Here is a 16,518-nt window from a genome sequence, read left to right on the forward strand (position 1 = left end):
GGATCATTCTTTACGCGCACGACGTGGAAGTGACTGTAAGCTCCTATGAGAAGCACTTCGGTTTCAGAAGTTGCGCGAGGTGGGCGACCGTGTCATCGAGCTGGTTCCGCAAGACGGTGGCGCCAATCTGCTGATCCATCCTGCGTCCAAAAGACCAGCGGCATGGCCAATCGCTGGTCAAGCTGGTGTTCGATGTGCGAGAGACCTTTTGTCAGCATGGCGGACGCGATTTCGACTGCAAATGCGCCTTCGCTCCGGCCGAAAAGGCGGGTGGGCTCACTTCCCAGGAGCAGGCGTTCCCCCGAGGCGAATTTCCCGACCCGCGCTACTCGCCTTTGCCGGAAAGCAATTCGTCGAGCTGCTCCAGCTGTTCCGGCAATGCGGCCGCCGAGCCCTGGAGTGCTTCCTCAAGCGCCTCCCTGGACGGATAGACTTCGTGGAAAGTCAGCAGCGTCTTCCCGCCCTGGTCCTCGAAAGTCACGGTCGTGACCGCGCCCTCTTCGCCCTCGTCGTTGGTCCAGACGATGCGCTCGTTCGGCACAACCTCAAGATACTTGCCGTAGAAGGCCATGGTGTCCGAACCGCCGGCGCCGAATTCCAGCCGATATTTGCCGCCGGTACGGACGTCCATATCGCACGATACGAGCGAAACGCCGGGTACCGATTTGGGCACCCACCAGCGCTGGAACAGCTCGGGCCGGCTCCAAGCCCTGTAAACCGTGCTCGGCGGCGCATTGAATGTCCGCGTTACGACGAGTTCGCGATCCCCCTTGCGCTCGACTGTCGTGCGGTTCTGCGGGCCACTGTTAACCTGCTGGTTCATCGCTTCCCTCCTTTTGCATTTCGCTGATGATTTCGTCCAATGCTTCGAAGCGGGCCTCGAAGAGCTTGCGATGCGCCTCGATCCACTCGGCCTCTGCCTTCAGGCCGCGTTTCCCAAGCCTGCAGGTTCTCACCCGCCCGACCTTCTGCGTGACGACGAGCCCCGCCCGCTCGAGAACCTGGACGTGTTTCTTCATGCCGGTCAGCGTCATCTGGAACGTATCCGCGAGACTGGTGATCGACGCGTCACCTCGCCCAAGCTGATCGATGATTCCGCGGCGCGTCGCATCGGACAGCGCCGCAAACGAGAGATCGAGGGGAGGACTGATATACTGAACCATGTAGTTCAGTATTAGCCTGCTCGCGCAGGACGCGCAAGCGTACATCAGCGGCTCGAAGGTCCGCTTGATCCGCAACCGACGATTTTTGCTGCCGCCGCCGCGTTTGATGCGCTCGAATGAACGGTCTCTGGCAGGGAGAGATCGGGAGTTCGTGCCGGCTTCACGAATGAAGGGAGGGCCGCAGATGGGACCTACCTTTTGGTCGCCATCCATAACACATGGCGGGCACCGCCGCGCTTGCCATTGGCGCGCACATTCACCTCGTCGGTGGCAAACCCCACCTCGCGCAGGCGGCGGGTAAAGACGCTGTCCGGCGCGGACGACCAGACGGAAAGCACGCCACCAGGGCGAAGCGCGGCCTGGGCGGCACGAAGGCCGGCATGGCTGTAGAGGCTGTCGTTGGAGGGGCGCGTCAATCCGTCCGGGCCATTATCGACATCGAGCAGGATGGCGTCGTAAGCGGCCGTCTTCGAGCGGATCAGGGCGCCGACATCGCCGATATGGATCGTAACGCGCGGATCGTCGAGCGTGCCCTTGTGAAGATCCGCCATGGGGCCACGCGCCCAGTCGACGACGGCCGGCACCAGTTCGGCGACGACCACGCTGGCATCGTCCGGCAGCACGCCAAGGGCGGCGCGCAAGGTAAACCCCATGCCGAGGCCGCCGATCAGCATGCTCAGGTTCTTGCCGCCGGCGATCCGCTCGTAGGCGAGCGTTGCCAGTGCCTCTTCCGAACCGCTCAGCCGGCTGTTCATCAGCTCGGTCGAGCCGAGCATGATGGAAAACTCCTGGCCGCGCTGCTTCAGGCGCAAGTCGTCGCCGTCTCCGGGAATGGTTGCGCGGTCTAGCTGGATCCAGGGAAGCATCGGGGCATCTCACTTCAGTCGTTTCAGCGCCTCGTAACATGAGCGTGGCGTTGAAGACATCCCATTATCGGTCAAGCGGAGAGAATTGCGCGCAAACGGGTGCTGCGACCGGCTGCCAGAAGGCTTGGGTCTTTCTTCATTTCCGGGGGCGGCGGCACTGCCTCATGCCAATGAGGCGCATCGCCGAAGGCGAAAGGCGCCGCTGGGGCTCGGCTCGGTCATTCCGCCGAGATCATGCCGGCGAGGACGGCCTTGGCAATTGCCTGGAAGCGGTTGCTGGCGCCGAATTTGCGAATGATGCCGGCTTCGAGCGTGAGCGCCGCCGCGACATCCATCTCCATCAGGCCGGCGATGCGCGCGGCCGGATAGCCTTCGGCCATGAAGGTCAGGCATTCGCTTTCGATCGGCGAAAGATGGACGTGCTCCTCGTCATCGCTCGCGGTGCCGCTGCCATCGCTGCTTTCGAGCAGCTCGGTGATGCGCTGCATCTGGCGGCGCAGGTTCGCCTGCTGGGCGGCAAGTTCCCGGCGCCGCGCCAAAAGCGCCTCGCGAAACAAGTGGTCGGCGTCGGCCTGTTCTTCGGTGCCGGCAAGGCTGGTCAGAAGCTCCAGGATGGTGGCGATCGGCATGTCGATCTCACGACAGGCGTTGATGACGGCCATGCGGCGGATGTGTTCTTCGTTGTAAACCCGCATCGGCCCCATGCGGGCGGCGGTCAGGAGGCCTTTCTCCTCGTAAAAATGCAGGGTGCGATGGGTGACGCCGAAGGCATCGGCCATGTCGGCGATCGCCAGCGGGGCCGTCGGGTCGTGATGGGGAAGGGGAAGGATGGGCAGGAAACCGCCGCGCTCGGGCGCGGCGAGCATGCCTTCGTATTTCCAGTGGTCTCGCGGCATATCGATTGTCCCCGGTTTACAGGCCGCGCCTATCCGGCGCGTTGTCGCTGTAACGTTTGATTTTCCGCATAGGTGACCTGGATCGAGGCCGACCCAGAGTGCACAAGTCCGCGTCCGGATGCGGCGGCGATCACCGGGTCTCTCAAATGTGCGGAGCACGTCCGCGTGCTGAGGCACTCGTTGACCGACAACGACAATGCCTGCTGCTCGGCTGGGGCATCCCCGCGTGGACGACGCGGTTTACTCAGGACTTCGATGCTTGCCTGACGAGCAACCAGGCATCCATTCCCAACGCATGCGTGCAACGTTATACGCGAATCGAATATATGACCAGTCTTTAATATTGTAGCGTGACGGCCGTTTCGCCAATTGGTAGTGCCGTCGCCACCGCATGGTTTCTCCCGTCGTCGCCGATCTACTGCATGTCTCCTTAATTCGACCTCGATTTAAGGACGAAGACATGCAGCAATTCAAAGCGTTACAGTGATCTTGGCGCGCATCGGGAGGCGCGCTGGACTCCGGGCGCGGTCAGTGACCGATGACCTTGAGCGGGCTGTTGGCGCTGAGGATGAACAGCGGTTCGTCGCCGCGCAGCGGCGACAGCTTCTGCTGACAGGACCAGGCTTCCTCGAAGGCGCCCCGGGTCAGGTGCTTGCGATAGCGCTGGGTAGCGGCCATGCAGCCCATGAGGGGGCTTTCGATCTGCTCCTGGCGGGCGTGCTCGTAGATCTCGCCGTCGAGCGAAAACAGTTCCGAGGCCAGCGACATGCTCTCGTAGAGTAGGTCCGGCTCGGACTCGAGCCGCTTCCAGGTGATGAAGTCCTGGCGCAGGGGTATATTTTCTCCATCATGGGAGAGGGTGACGCGGATGCCCTGCGCCGGCGCATCATACCAGGCCACCCGCACGGTGAAGGACAGCGCGGAATTGCGCGAGACGGGGCGGCCGGTGTCGCCATCGGTGGCGCGGGCCAGCGTCTTGTGGCGCTGGGCCGCAAGGCGGAGCGCGGTGGCGAAGGCCTTGGCGTCCTCGTTGTCGGCGCCAGCTACCTTCACCTGCACGGAGGGCAGCACCCGCTCGGTCGCGTGGCGCGCGTTGAAGAGCTTGGCCTGCGCGTCGATGTCCAGCGTCATTTCCTGCGAGGGCATCGGCGCGAAGAGAAGCAGCGGCAGCACGGTCAGCACCGAGAGCGGCGACGAGAAGGGCGCCGGCGGCCAGGCGGGCCGATGCCCGGCAAAGCGCCGCTTCGTCAGCTTCGGCTGGCGGGGCGAAGCTTCCGCCTGATGCTCTTCTTCTTTGCGGACGCGCTGGTACTCCGGAACATAGGTTCCCTTGGGTATGGCGATCCGCCATTCGTCGTCGGCACCATCGCCCTCGTAGAAAGCCTTGAGCAGCTTGCGCAATTTTCCGGCGTGCACGCGCACCAGCGGGTCGCTGTCGGCGTTGAAAGCCTGAGGCCGGCCGAAGACGTCGATCGCGATCGAATAGCCCTTGAGCTGATGGCCTTCGCCGGCCATCTCCTTCTCGACCACATAGGCGAGGAAGGCCCTGAGGCGCTCTGAACGCGCGAAAGCCTTGCTTTCGAGGATACGACGGAGGGCCCGTCGAATCGTCTCGTCGCAGGGTCTTTCGACCGTCGTCATCCGTTCTTGCTCCAGTGTCATGTGAATAAGGATCTATGAAATGCGATCGAGGCGAGGGCGGGGCCATTCGATCTGATTCGGAAAGTTAAGCCCAAAAAAGGTGGTTGTCAGGGGCAGCAGGCCGCAGGTTTGAGTTTTTTCTTAAATAAACGCAATAATTGCGGCGGTTCTCCCTGTGGTCGATGGTAGCGGAAGCCCAGCCGGCCATTTTCGCCGTTCATCATTGAGCCTTTTCGCATATTAGAGGCGTTGATTGTCAAGACTTGGTCAAGACAAGGCGGGCAAACGAACCGCGCGCAATCGTCGCACCGTTCCGCGCGCAACCTCCTTGGAATTGCTGCATAATCGGACCTCAAAGCGTTTCTGGTTTCGGCAATTATGCAGTAGAACATTGCAACTACATTGCCTGCGTCCGGGCCCGCCAGGGTCCGCTTTCTGGAAAGTTCAGACATGCCTGCAAAACTGTCCGTGAATCTGAATGCCGTAGCAATGCTTCGCAACCGGCGCGATCTGCCCTGGCCCTCCGTCACCGCGCTTGGCCGAATCGCGCTTGAAGCGGGGGCCGCCGGTCTCACCGTGCATCCGCGTCCCGATCAGCGCCACATCCGCTTCACCGATCTGCAGCCGATCCGCGACCTGATCGACGAGGCGTTTCCGGAGACGGAATTCAACATGGAAGGCTATCCGAACGAGGAGTTCCTGGGCCTCGTGGAGGCCCACCGGCCGGAGCAGGTGACGCTGGTACCCGACGATCCGGCGCAGGCGACCTCCGACCACGGCTGGGATTTCCGCAAGAACCACAACCTGCTCGGCAATGTCGTCGGCCGGCTGAAGAAGAAGGGTTTTCGCGTTTCGCTGTTTGCGGATGGTGACGAAGATGCCGAGGCGCTGCGGATTGCCAAGGAGACCGGTGCCGACCGTATCGAGCTCTACACCGGCCCCTATGGCGGCTGCTATGACGATCCGACCAAGGCCGAGAAGATTGCCGGTGAACTCGGCCGCACGGCTGCGATCGCTGCAAGCCTGGGGCTCGATGTCAATGCCGGGCACGATTTGACGGTCGCCAACCTGCCGCTGCTCGCCCGGCACATCCCCAATCTTGCCGAAGTCTCGATCGGCCACGGGCTGACGGCCGATGCGCTGGAATACGGCATGGCCGAAACGGTACGCCGCTTCCGCCGCGCCTGCGGGCAGGAGGTCTGAGGCGACGTCTGCGCCTCTGTTTGCGCGGCGTGCCTTGCGTCCCCGAGCGATGCCTCGAAGGATCTCTTCGGCGTCAACCTCGGTCGCAAATATCTTCTGCAAAAACCAGAGTTTTGCGGGCGGTCTTGCGACTGGCGCGTGCAGACTTGCGGCAAGACTGCTACAGGTAGGGCCAATCCTCTCTCTCTCCTATGCGGCCAATGACATTCCCCACCAGTTTCCGTGAGCGCATCGTTCTCTATGCGCTACTCACATCGCTGACCTCGATCAGCATCGATGCGCTCTTGCCGGGCTTGCGCCAGATCGGGGCCGATCTCGGCGTCCGGCCGCCACTTTCCACCCAGCATGTCATCTCCCTTTTCATTCTCGGCATGGCGTTTGGAGAGCTACTGCTGGGGCCGCTTTCCGATGCAATGGGGCGGAAGAAGGCGCTGGTTCTGGGGCTTGGCGTCTATGCGGTCGGTACGGTCGTTGCCCTGGTGGCGGGCTCGCTCGAGATGGTGATCCTCGGCCGCTTCCTTCAGGGCGTCGGCGTCTCCGGGCCGAAGATCGCGACGCGGGCGATGATCCGCGACCAGTTCGAAGGCGATGCCATGGCGCGCGTCATGTCCTTCATGTTCACGCTCTTCATTCTCGTGCCGATGCTGGCCCCGACGCTTGCGCAAGGGATCATCGCCGTCGGTGGCTGGCGCAGCGTCTTTGCGGTCTACCTCGCGGCAGCGGGCCTTCTCGGACTGTGGCTGGTGATGCGGCAGCCGGAAACATTGGCGACAGACAAGCGCATCCCCTTTCGCCCGCGGCTTCTCGTATCGAACGGACGGCGTATCCTCTCGAATCGGCGCGTGACGCTTCTGATCCTGGCGACCGGGCTCGTCTTCGGCGCGCAGCTCCTTTATCTCAGCACGGCGGCCGACCTCTTCTTCGACGCCTACGGGATCGGACAGACTTTCCCCCTCTATTTTGCGACGCTGGCCACAGGCATCGGGCTTGCCTCGTTCCTCAATGCGAAGCTGGTGCAGCGCTTCGGTTCGGAGGCGATGGCGCGTTATGGCTTCCTGGGATTGGCGGCGGCAGGGTTTGCCATGCTGGCGGTATCGGCGTCCTGGGCCGGCCGGCCGCCGCTGACGGTGCTGATGGTGCTCGGCTTTGCGGCCTTCTTTGCGATCGGGGTGCTTTTCGGCAACCTGAATGCCATGGCCATGCGCTCGCTGGGTCAGGTTGCGGGCCTTGGTGCCTCGTTGATCGCCTCCGGATCGAGCCTGATCGCCACCCTGTTCGCGGTCGCTATGGGCGCCTTTTACGATGGCACGACGCTCAATCTGTCCGCCGGGTTCTTCATCGCCGGCATCAGCGCGCTTGTGCTGGCGGAGCTCGCGGTGCGGGCGGATGCCGCGCCGGTGGAGGCCGTAAGGTAACCTCCCCAGGCGGTGACGGGCGTGGGACGGGCCGAGAGCCGGCCTGCCGCCGGCTCCCTTCGTTTCACGCGGTTTTCTCAGCCGGCAAGCCGCGCCTTGCTCGCTTCCAGGAAGGCGCCGAGCTTCACTGGCGTCGCACCCGTCAGCGACGTCACGTCGTTCGTGACCATGTTGATGTGGCCCTCACGGGTGTTGGCGTCAAAGGAAACGACGATCGGAATGAGGAAGTCCGGGAGGCCGGCGCCCTTCAGTCCGCCCGCCAGCGCTTCGTCCGAGATATGCACGACATCGAGCGGCTTGCCGGTCGCCTTGGCGACAAGGGCGGCGATCTCGTCGGTCGAGCGCTGCTCACCGCCGGTCAGCGTATAGGTGCGGCTCTCGTTCGTGCTCGAGGCAAGTGCTGCGGCGGCGGCCTTGGCGGCATCGGCGCGGGCGATATGGGCGAGGCGACCTTCGCCGGACGAGGAATACCACTGGCCGGTTTCGAGCGCATGCGGCAGCGCCATGAACAGGTTTTCCATGTACCAGCCGTTGCGCAGGATGGTGTAGGGGATGCCGGTTGCCTTGATGGCGTTCTCGGTGCCGAGATGATCGGGCGCGAAGGGGATGACCGATGTCTCGGGGCTGGGCATCGAGGTGTAGAGGATGTGCTTGGCGCCGGCCTTCTTGGCGGCGGCGACGGCCGCGAGATGCTGCTTCAGGCGCTTGCCCGGCTGGTCAAGCGCGTCGGTCGAGATGATCAGGATCCGGTCGGCGCCGGCAAACGCGTTTTCGAGCGAGGTGGGATCGTCGAAGTCGGCGACGCGGGTCTTGACGCCCTTGGCGGCATAATCGCCAAGCTTCGCCGTGTCGCGGCTGGTGGCGATGATGCGGGCCGGCTCGATGCCGGAGCCGAGAAGCTGGTCGAGCACGAGCTTGCCGAGTTGGCCGGTTGCGCCGGTGACGAGCAATGTTTCGGACATGTCTTTTTCCTTTTCCTCTAAACCTGAGACGGGATGGGCGGGAGAGCGCCCGCCTTTCCTCAGATGCCGGCCGCCTGGGAGGAAGCGCCGGCACATGGTCTCTTTTTGAGACTTGCTCTTATCCCGTAATCTCGGTAGAGCTGTAAAGGAGGCAGTTTTTTCTGCTGTGGTAACAGGAAGGGTACCGCCTATGAACAGGCTGACCGGCGAACTGAAGGGCAAGCGCGTGGCAATGGTCTGCGGCGTTCCGATGGATGTCGAGAACTGCCCGGTGCGCGATGTCATGGACAATATCGGCGGCAAGTGGAATTCGCTGATGATCCTGTCGCTGGCCGACGGTCCCTTGCGCTTCTCGCAGCTCCGCCGGCTGATCCCCGACATCTCCCAGCGCATGCTGACCCAGACACTGCGCGACCTGCAGCGCGACGGCTATATCCACCGCACCGTCTACCCGACCCAGCCGCCGAGCGTGGAATATGCGCTGACCGACCTCGGCCGTTCGCTGCTCGGCCTGCTCAAGCATTTCGTCGACTGGTCGGTGGAGAACCATGGGGCCATTCGGGCGGCGCGCAAGGTTTACGACGCGGAGGCGTGAGGTGCGCTTGTCTGCGGTGGCGGAGTTCGCCCGGGCAATTTGCTTGCTCTGTCGCGCGCCTTCATCTCTCGTTTCCGCCTATCGTTGGCGGGGTTTGCCCCTCTCCTCGGGTTTAACCCGAGGACTAACCCTCTCCCCGCCTGCGGGGAGAGGGGACGAGGACGAAGGCGGCGTTGCCGAACAGAGGCGCGGTCAGGGCAAACTCGCGGGTGCCTATTGCTGGGACAAGTGGCGCCACAGTTTGGGGGCGAGGGTGAAGCGAGCGGGTGCCGCGAGTCTCCTTCGCCCCGCCTGCGGGGAGAAGGCGCCGGCAGGCGGATGAGGGGCGTGCCACACCATGCCGCGCGGGTACGGCTCGGCCACCGCTTGCCCTAGCGCCTTGATTTTCCCTATAGTTTCGCCAATCACCTGCGTCATCCCTGGGGAATCATGAAGACACTTGATATCGGCATTGCGGGCGCCGGCCCGGCGGGGCTTGCGGCAGCACTGATGCTGTCGCGGCGTGGCCATCGGGTGGAGCTTCTCGAGCGTTTCGAAGAGGCTTCGCCCGTCGGTTCCGGCCTGATGCTGCAACCGACGGGACTGACGGTGCTCGACACGCTCGGCCTGTTGCAGCCGATACTTGCCCTCGGCAGCCGGATCGACCGGCTTTACGGCGCCGATGCAAAATCCGGACGGACCGTTCTCGACGTGCGCTATGACGCGCTGGCCGGCGGCCGCTTCGGGCTGGCGGTGCAGCGGGCGGCGCTCTTCAACACGCTTCACGATGCGGTGCGCGGCGCCGGCCTGACGGTCCGGACCGGCGTCACGCTGACGGGCGCGAGGGTGGAGGCCGACAAGGCCTTTCTCCTCGATGCCGAAGGGCGAGAAGCGGGCGCCTACGATCTGGTGATCGATGCGAGCGGCGCGCGCTCGACGCTTTCGGCCGGCTCATCCGTGGCGCCCAAGGTGCGCGAACTGACCTATGGCGCTTTCTGGGCGACACTCGACAGCGACGGCCTCGTCCATGACCGCCATGCGCTGGTGCAGCGCTACGACCAGGCGCGGGTGATGATCGGCCTGTTGCCGGCGGGCAGGGCGCGGGTCGGCGAGAAGGAGCGCGTCGCCTTCTTCTGGAGCCTCAAGGTGGCAGATGCGGACCGGGTGCGGGAGGCCGGGCTCGGCCGCTGGAAGACGCACATCCTCGACTGCTGGCCGGATTGTGCGCCCTTGCTCGATCAGATCGCCGACTGGGAGCAATTGACGCTGGCGCGTTATGCCCATCGCACCATGCGCCCGCCCGTTTCCGGCCGCATCGCCTTCGTTGGCGACAGCGCCCATTCGACGAGCCCGCAGCTCGGGCAGGGGGCCAATATGGCGCTTCTCGACGTGGCGGCGCTGGCGCATGCGCTCGACCGCGCGCCGGACCTCGACGCAGCCCTTGCTGCCTATGCCGCCGCGCGCCGCAATCACGTCGCCCTGTTCCAGCTTCTCTCGCTGGCCTTCACGCCCTTCTACCAGTCGGACTCGACGCTTCTCGCCTGGCTGCGCGACCGGCTGGTCGCCACGATCGCCCGCACGCCGCCGATGCAGGCGCTGCTCGCCTCGATCGTCTCGGGCACGCTGATCGACCCCTTCGCGCCGGCCGGGCTTGGCGAATGCGACTGGCGAGCGGTGGGCGCATCTGCGCACGGCCTCCTCCGATCAGCCCCGGACGCGATTTCCGCCTGAGATGTCGACGAATCCTGTAACGAGAGGACAGGGCGGCGAATGGAGAAATTGCGATGACCGATAGCGTGGCGGCCATTCTGGTGCATGTTCCGGACACGGAAGCGGGGCTCGCCTGGTATCAGCGTGCTTTCCCGCATGCCGAACGCGAATGGCTTCAGGCGTTCGACTTCGCCTATCTGCGGATCGGCACCATCGATCTCGAAATCGTCCAGGCGGATGAGAAGGTGGCGAACGGTGCCGCAGGCTCGATCGTCTATTGGGCGGTCGATGATTTCGACCGGGCGCTCAAGCATTTCGAAGCGGTCGGCGCCTCGCTCTATCGTGGACCACTGGCGATACAGGAGGGGCTCTGGATGTGCCAGGTGCGCGATCCGTGGGGCAATTGCATCGGCCTTCGCGGACCGAGATCCGGATACAAGGGAGATGAAGACTGATGCCGGATGGTCCCGTCACCTGCGAAATCCGCTACCGGCTCGCGCAAGGCCGGATGGCGGAGTTCGAGGCCTATGCGCAAACCTGGACGACGCTCATCGAACGTCACGGCGGCACCCATCACGGCTATTTCATCCCGCGCGAAAAGCCCGAGGGCGTCGGCACGAGTTTCCCCGGCATCGGCGAAGAGGGCGCCGGCGATATCGCGATCGCGTTGTTCACCTTTCCGGATGAGGCGGCGTATCTGCGCTATCGCCGTGACGTTGCCAGCGACCCGGATGGCATCGCCGCCAATGCGCAATATGCCGACGATCCGCCGTTCGTCAGCTACGAGCGTGTGTTTCTGCGGCCGCTTATGAGCGACCCTTTATGAGTCATCCTCGGGCTTGACCCGAGGATCCATGCCCAGGCCGACTAAAGCTCGAACCATCTTCATCACTTCAATCTTGCGCCGCGAATAGCGGCGCTTGGCAGACTTCTCGCGTAAAGCACGCCGCCGCCTCGTGGTTGGGGTGACAAGCCATACCCCTGAGGGAGCTCGTGTCTGGATCCTCGGGTCAAGCCCGAGGATGACGGGCTCCCGGGGCTCCGGCTTCTATATTGGACCAGCGTGTTCGGCGCCCGGCGACGAGGGAGGACGGGGTAAAGGCGACGGGTGGACTTTGCAGTCCCCTCATACGTAATCCTCCAAGGCCTCAAGCCGCCCGCGCCAGCGACGCGCGCTCAAGTGCGAACTCCACGGCCGCTTCGGCATGGATCGCGGTGGAATCGAAGCCTGGCAGCGGCAGGGCCCTGGGGTCGAGGGTCAGGCAGATCTCGGTGCAGCCGAGGATGACGGCGTCGGCGCCTTCCGCCTCGGCCTTGTCGATGAGATCGATCAACGCCCTGCGGGAAGAGCGCAGCACCTTGCCGGCGCACAGTTCGTCGAAGATGACATTGTGGGTCAGCGTGCGGCCGTCCGCATCCGGCACCATGATGTCGATGCCGTGGCTCTTCATGCGCTCGGCATAGAAGCCGTGCTCCATGGTGTAGCGGGTGGCGAGCAGCAACGGCCTGCGGCTGCCGGCTGCCTTGAGACGTGCGGCGGTCTCGTCGATGATGTTGATCAGCGGAATGTCGACGGCGGCCTGCACCGCATCGGCGATCAGGTGCATGGTGTTGGTGCAGATCAGCACGCAGTCGGCGCCGGCCGCTTCCAGGCCGCGGGCGACATCGGCAAGCCGCCTGGCGGCCTCATCCCAGCGGCCGGCCTTCTGCAGGTCGACGATCGACTGGAAATCGACGGAGTGCAGCAGCACCTCGGCCGAATGCAGCGCGCCCAGGCGCTCGCGGACGGCTTCGTTGACCATCCGATAGTAGACCGCCGAGCTTTCGAAGCTCATACCGCCGATAAGACCGATCTTGCGCATAACCATTCCTCTCTGCCCGCTGTTGCCGCGCTGGGCGCAGCCATTGTTCGATGGAGAAAACTATGCGGCAAATCACGGTGGAGCGGTTCGCTTTGTTGGAAGGGAAAATGCGCCTTGACGCGAATTAATTGCGCTGGAGATCACAGATGTGCAAAGATGCGGCGCAGTGATTGGCAATGGCTGGAGGGATCGGCGTGCTCGACGAGAGGGACAGGAAATTGCTTGGGCTGCTGCAGCAGGATGCAAGTGTTGCCGTTGGCGAGTTGGCGGAGCGGGTGAACCTCTCGCTGTCTGCCTGTTCGCGCCGGATCCAGCGGCTGGAGGAAGCTGGCTACATTGCCCGGCGCATCGTCGTGCTCGACCGCGAACGCATGGGCGTGCCGACGACCGTCTTCGCGCTGATCAAGACGGCGCACCATTCGGACGAATGGATCGAGACCTTCCGCCGGGCGATCAGCGACATTCCGGAGATCGTCGAGGTGCATCGGCTGACGGGGAACTATGACTATATCGTCAAGGTCGTGCTGCCGCGCGTCGAACACTACGACGTGGTCTACAAGCAGATCGTGCGCAAGGTGGAATTCTTCGACGTCTCCGCCTCGATCTCGATGGAAATCCTGAAGAGCGGCACGGCGGTGCCGGTCGATTATGCGGAGTGAGGCAGAATGGCGGGCGAGATGTTGATAAAAGCAGGCACAGCGGGCAAGGACGACGCTGCGGATGCGTTGCTGGTCGTCGATGTCCAGTGCGCCTTCATAGCCGGGCCCCATGCCGTGCCCGGCCATGTCGACCTCCAGCGCGCAGTCGGCCTTCTGCTGCGACAGGCGCGCGCGGCAGGCGTGCCGGTGATCTTCCTGCAGAATGACGGCCCGGAAGGCGCGCTCGACGAGCCGGACGCCGACGGCTGGCGGCTCTTCTTTCCACCGGAGGCCGGCGAAGCCGTGGTGCGCAAGTTGAAGGACGACGGTTTCGACGGCACCGACCTCGAAGGCCTGCTCCGGGCGCGGGAGATCGCAACGATTGCGATCTGCGGCATGCTCTCGGAAATGTGCCTGGCGGCGACGGCGCGCACGGCGATGGCGAGGGGGTTCTCGGTGATCCTCGCCAGCGATGCACACGCCACCTACGACGTGCCGCCCGGTCCCGGCCGCTCGCCGATGGTGCCTGCGCGCCTGGCCGCACGCGCGGCCGAGTGGTCGCTCGGCGACGAGATCGTGCTGGTGGATGCAGCAGAGGAGATCGCCTTTGCGAAAAGGTTCTGATCGCCGCCGTTCTTGCCATTTTGCAAGGGTGACATGAGGCGGTTGCGCTTGTCCTTGCCGCCGGCAACCCCAATGTTGTGGCATGTCCAAACGGAAGGCCAGTTGCGCAGCCGACTGGAAAGACACATGCAGGACAGGCATCACGTGGTCGTCGTCGGCGGCGGGTTCGGCGGCGTGCAGCTCGTCAAAGGGCTCGCCGGCGCACCGGTTCGGATCACCCTCATCGACCGCCGCAATCATCATCTCTTCCAGCCCTTGCTCTATCAGGTCGCGACGACGCTGATTGCGACCTCGGAAATTGCTTGGCCGCTCCGCACCCTCTGGCGCGACCGGCCGGAAGTGACGACGCTTCTCGGCGAGGTGACGGATGTGGACGCGGCCGGAAAGGCGGTCGTCCTCAGGGACGGCAAGCGGATCGGCTACGACACGCTGGTGCTGGCGACCGGGGCGACGCATGCCTATTTCGGCCATGACGAATGGGAGCCGTTCGCGCCAGGCCTGAAGACGCTCGAGGACGCGACCACGATCCGCCGCCGCGTGCTCACCGCCTTCGAGCGCGCCGAGCTGGAAGAAGACCCGGCGGAGCGCAATGCGCTGCTGACCTTCACCATTATCGGCGCCGGTCCCACGGGCGTCGAGCTTGCCGGGATCATCGCCGAGATGGCGCATCGCACCCTTCCGGACGAGTTTCGCCGCATCGATACACGGCGAACCCGCGTGATCCTCGTCGAGGCAGGGCCGCGCATTCTCGCTGCCTTCAGCGAGGATCTCTCGGCTTACGCGGTCGAGGAGCTGGAACGTCTCGGTGTCGAGGTTCGCACCGGCACGCCGGTAACATCCTGCACCGAAGAGGGCGTGATGATCGGCGAGGAGTTTGTGGCCAGCCGCACGCTCGTCTGGGCCGCGGGCGTCCAGGCTTCACCCGCCGCCCGCTGGCTGGGCATCGCCTCGGACCGGGCCGGCCGGGCGATCGTTAGCGCCGATCTCACCGCTCCCGGGCACAGGGATATTTTCGTCATCGGCGACACGGCCGCCGTCACCTATGATGGCGGCAAGCCGGTGCCGGGCATTGCGCCGGCCGCCAAGCAACAGGGCGCCTATGTCGCCGACGTCATCCGCGCGCGGCTTGCCGGCGACAAACCGCCGGGCGATTTCCGCTATCGCCACCAGGGCAGCCTCGCCACCATCGGCCGGCGCGCGGCGATCATCGATTTCGGCCGCTTCAAGCTGAAGGGCGCGCTTGCCTGGTGGATCTGGGGCATCGCCCACATCTACTTCCTGATCGGCACCCGCAGCCGCTTCGCCGTCGCCTGGAGCTGGTTCTGGACCTACTTGAGCGGCCAGCACAGCGCCCGGCTGATCACCCAGAAGGAGACGCTGAAGGAAAAGGGGTAGGCGGTGAACGGCGGCCGCTGCATCGGCCGCCGTCTTCGGTTACTTTTGTACCTTCACGATCAGGATCATCGGCCGGTCGACTTCTTCGGCGAGCGCCGGGATCTCGGCGATCTGCGCTTCCGTGGGGCGCCATTCCTGAACGTGGCGGATGGCAAAGCCCGCCGATATCAGTGTGTTGAGCGTCGTGCCGATGGTGCGGTGATGCTTGATCACGCCCTTCGCCAGCCAGTCGGTGGTGCGCGGTCCTTCCTCGGAATAGTGATCGACCGGCCAGGTCCGTTCGCCGTTTTCGAGGCGCCAGCCGGGATTCGACGGGGCCATGTAGATCGGATGCTCGATGGTGAACACGAAATGCGCGCCGGGAACGAGCGCCCGGTGAATGGTGGCGACCAGCCGGGCGAAATCCTCGACATAGTGGAAGGCGAGCGAGCTATAGGCGAAGTCGAAGCCTTGCTCGGGGAGTTCGAGCTCATCGAGATCGGCGATCCTGTATTCGATCGCCGGATCGGACGTGTCGGCCCGGGCGCGGGCGATCATCTTCTCGGAAAGATCGAGGCCGAGCACGTGAGCGGCGCCGGCCTCGCGGGCAAAGCGGGAAAACCAGCCGAAGCCGCAGCCGAGATCCACGACGCGCTTGCCTGAGAGATCCGGCAGCAGGGCGCGGATCGCCGGCCACTCGGCGGCGCCGGCAAGCCCGTGCAGCGAGCGCCCGAGCTGGCTGTAGCCTTCGAAGAACTCCGGCTTGTCGTAAATGTTTTGAGCCATCGTGGTCTCCTTCAGGCAATGGACGGTGGGTGCGGCCGTCTGCTGCGCGCGATAGGGCGAGCGGGCGTGGGCTGCGGTTACCGAGGGAACAGCATGCCGCCGAGGATCCTGCTCGAAACCTCCGGCATTTCAGCGTGCTACTGCATGTCCTTCAATCGTAGCCGGTTAAAGGAAACATGCAGCAATTCAAAGTGCTACAGTGCTTTGCGCATCTGATAAGACGCGCAGTGCCGCAGCCCTGATTTGCTTAGACGCACGGTCCCGCAAGGTCAAGTTGCGGCTGACGTGCAATGTTTGTTTGCGTTTATTGGGGGTGTGCTAATGTGCGATTCTCCTGGTCCGATCCGATTTGTGGAGGCGTAATGTCTGAGGCCGTCCATCCTACTGCAATTCATCATTTGCCGGCGTTCATCACAGCGCCGGGACAGAGCGACGTGCTCTTCAACGTGGTCGTCATCTTCATGGTTCTGGCGATCTTCGCGCTTGGCACTTTCTATCTCCGGCTGCATTCGCTGCCGGAAACCATGGCGCACAAGAGCCACAAGGTTCAATACGAGCTGGTGGCGGTGCTGGGGCTGATCTCGCTGGTCACGCACAACAACATCTTCTGGATCGCGGCGCTGATTCTGGCGCTGATCGACCTGCCGGACTTTTCGTCGCCGCTCGCGTCTGTCGCCCGCTCGCTGGAGCGGATCGCCGGCAAGGTGGATGCAGCAACCGAACCGGCGCCGGCCGCGCCCGACCCGGCAGCGGGCCATCCGGCCGCGCCTGCAGATCAGCCGTCGATGGAAGGGAAGGCCTGAG

Annotated in this window: 18 protein-coding genes; 10 read left to right on the forward strand and 8 right to left on the reverse strand. The window is 64.1% G+C overall.

Annotated elements, in window-relative coordinates; all coding sequences use genetic code 11:
* Positions 1–325 precede the first annotated feature (325 nt).
* From ACQ5BM_RS01295 to ACQ5BM_RS01315, 5 genes are all read right to left on the reverse strand, one after another.
* Entirely contained in the window at positions 326–823 is a 498-nt protein-coding gene (locus ACQ5BM_RS01295; RefSeq protein ID WP_429806738.1) for an SRPBCC family protein, read from the reverse strand.
* Positions 807–1,163, reverse strand: a complete 357-nt coding sequence (locus ACQ5BM_RS01300) for an ArsR/SmtB family transcription factor (protein ID WP_429807650.1) — start codon at positions 1,161–1,163, stop codon at positions 807–809. Before ACQ5BM_RS01300 ends, ACQ5BM_RS01295 begins: the two co-directional genes overlap by 17 nt.
* A gap of 191 nt (positions 1,164–1,354) precedes the next feature.
* Positions 1,355–2,029: a hypothetical protein gene (locus ACQ5BM_RS01305; RefSeq protein WP_429806740.1), complete on the reverse strand. Its 675-nt coding sequence runs from the start codon at positions 2,027–2,029 to the stop codon at positions 1,355–1,357.
* Positions 2,030–2,247: 218 nt separating this feature from the next.
* Positions 2,248–2,925, reverse strand: a complete 678-nt coding sequence (locus ACQ5BM_RS01310) for a MerR family transcriptional regulator (protein ID WP_429806742.1) — start codon at positions 2,923–2,925, stop codon at positions 2,248–2,250.
* A gap of 528 nt (positions 2,926–3,453) precedes the next feature.
* Entirely contained in the window at positions 3,454–4,566 is a 1,113-nt protein-coding gene (locus tag ACQ5BM_RS01315; protein WP_429806743.1) for a hypothetical protein, read from the reverse strand.
* A 450-nt stretch (positions 4,567–5,016) separates the two neighbouring features.
* On the opposite strand from ACQ5BM_RS01315, the gene ACQ5BM_RS01320 reads away from it, so the two are divergent.
* Complete coding sequence (locus ACQ5BM_RS01320; protein ID WP_429806745.1) at positions 5,017–5,769, forward strand: pyridoxine 5'-phosphate synthase; 753 nt, start codon at positions 5,017–5,019, stop codon at positions 5,767–5,769.
* Positions 5,770–5,969: 200 nt separating this feature from the next.
* Entirely contained in the window at positions 5,970–7,184 is a 1,215-nt protein-coding gene (locus ACQ5BM_RS01325; RefSeq protein WP_429806746.1) for a multidrug effflux MFS transporter, read from the forward strand.
* Between the two features lie 77 nt (positions 7,185–7,261).
* Here ACQ5BM_RS01325 and ACQ5BM_RS01330 read toward each other — a convergent pair whose 3' ends face one another.
* Positions 7,262–8,146 carry an SDR family oxidoreductase gene (locus ACQ5BM_RS01330; protein WP_429806748.1) on the reverse strand — a complete coding sequence of 295 codons (885 nt, stop codon included), beginning with the start codon at positions 8,144–8,146 and terminating at the stop codon, positions 7,262–7,264.
* A 190-nt stretch (positions 8,147–8,336) separates the two neighbouring features.
* On the opposite strand from ACQ5BM_RS01330, the gene ACQ5BM_RS01335 reads away from it, so the two are divergent.
* The 4 genes from ACQ5BM_RS01335 to ACQ5BM_RS01350 all read left to right on the forward strand — a co-directional run bounded on the left by ACQ5BM_RS01335 (position 8,337) and on the right by ACQ5BM_RS01350 (position 11,256).
* Complete coding sequence (locus ACQ5BM_RS01335) at positions 8,337–8,741, forward strand: winged helix-turn-helix transcriptional regulator (protein WP_429806750.1); 405 nt, start codon at positions 8,337–8,339, stop codon at positions 8,739–8,741.
* A gap of 429 nt (positions 8,742–9,170) precedes the next feature.
* Complete coding sequence (locus ACQ5BM_RS01340) at positions 9,171–10,451, forward strand: FAD-dependent oxidoreductase (protein WP_429806752.1); 1,281 nt, start codon at positions 9,171–9,173, stop codon at positions 10,449–10,451.
* Positions 10,452–10,504: 53 nt separating this feature from the next.
* Positions 10,505–10,885, forward strand: coding sequence for a VOC family protein (locus ACQ5BM_RS01345; protein WP_429806753.1), 381 nt, complete (start codon positions 10,505–10,507; stop codon positions 10,883–10,885).
* Positions 10,885–11,256 carry an NIPSNAP family protein gene (locus ACQ5BM_RS01350; RefSeq protein WP_429806755.1) on the forward strand — a complete coding sequence of 124 codons (372 nt, stop codon included), beginning with the start codon at positions 10,885–10,887 and terminating at the stop codon, positions 11,254–11,256. Before ACQ5BM_RS01345 ends, ACQ5BM_RS01350 begins: the two co-directional genes overlap by 1 nt.
* Positions 11,257–11,578: 322 nt before the next feature.
* Here ACQ5BM_RS01350 and ACQ5BM_RS01355 read toward each other — a convergent pair whose 3' ends face one another.
* Positions 11,579–12,298, reverse strand: a complete 720-nt coding sequence (locus ACQ5BM_RS01355; protein ID WP_429806757.1) for an aspartate/glutamate racemase family protein — start codon at positions 12,296–12,298, stop codon at positions 11,579–11,581.
* A 188-nt stretch (positions 12,299–12,486) separates the two neighbouring features.
* On the opposite strand from ACQ5BM_RS01355, the gene ACQ5BM_RS01360 reads away from it, so the two are divergent.
* From ACQ5BM_RS01360 to ACQ5BM_RS01370, 3 genes are all read left to right on the forward strand, one after another.
* The gene (locus ACQ5BM_RS01360) at positions 12,487–12,951 is read left to right on the forward strand and encodes an Lrp/AsnC family transcriptional regulator (RefSeq protein ID WP_429807653.1); all 465 of its coding nucleotides are present in this window, start codon (positions 12,487–12,489) and stop codon (positions 12,949–12,951) included.
* A gap of 18 nt (positions 12,952–12,969) precedes the next feature.
* On the forward strand, positions 12,970–13,554 hold the full coding sequence (locus ACQ5BM_RS01365; RefSeq protein ID WP_429806759.1) for an isochorismatase family protein: 585 nt from the start codon (positions 12,970–12,972) through the stop codon (positions 13,552–13,554).
* A gap of 126 nt (positions 13,555–13,680) precedes the next feature.
* Positions 13,681–14,949 (forward strand): NAD(P)/FAD-dependent oxidoreductase, encoded by a 1,269-nt coding sequence (locus tag ACQ5BM_RS01370; protein WP_429806760.1) that lies wholly within the window; start codon positions 13,681–13,683, stop codon positions 14,947–14,949.
* Positions 14,950–14,988: 39 nt separating this feature from the next.
* Here ACQ5BM_RS01370 and ACQ5BM_RS01375 read toward each other — a convergent pair whose 3' ends face one another.
* Positions 14,989–15,714 carry a class I SAM-dependent methyltransferase gene (locus ACQ5BM_RS01375; protein ID WP_429806762.1) on the reverse strand — a complete coding sequence of 242 codons (726 nt, stop codon included), beginning with the start codon at positions 15,712–15,714 and terminating at the stop codon, positions 14,989–14,991.
* A 362-nt stretch (positions 15,715–16,076) separates the two neighbouring features.
* On the opposite strand from ACQ5BM_RS01375, the gene ACQ5BM_RS01380 reads away from it, so the two are divergent.
* Positions 16,077–16,517: a hypothetical protein gene (locus ACQ5BM_RS01380; RefSeq protein WP_429806764.1), complete on the forward strand. Its 441-nt coding sequence runs from the start codon at positions 16,077–16,079 to the stop codon at positions 16,515–16,517.
* Position 16,518 lies beyond the last annotated feature (1 nt).

The sequence above is a fragment of the Ensifer sp. B1-9 genome (assembly GCF_050474445.1).
In the GTDB taxonomy this organism is placed as follows: domain Bacteria; phylum Pseudomonadota; class Alphaproteobacteria; order Rhizobiales; family Rhizobiaceae; genus Ensifer.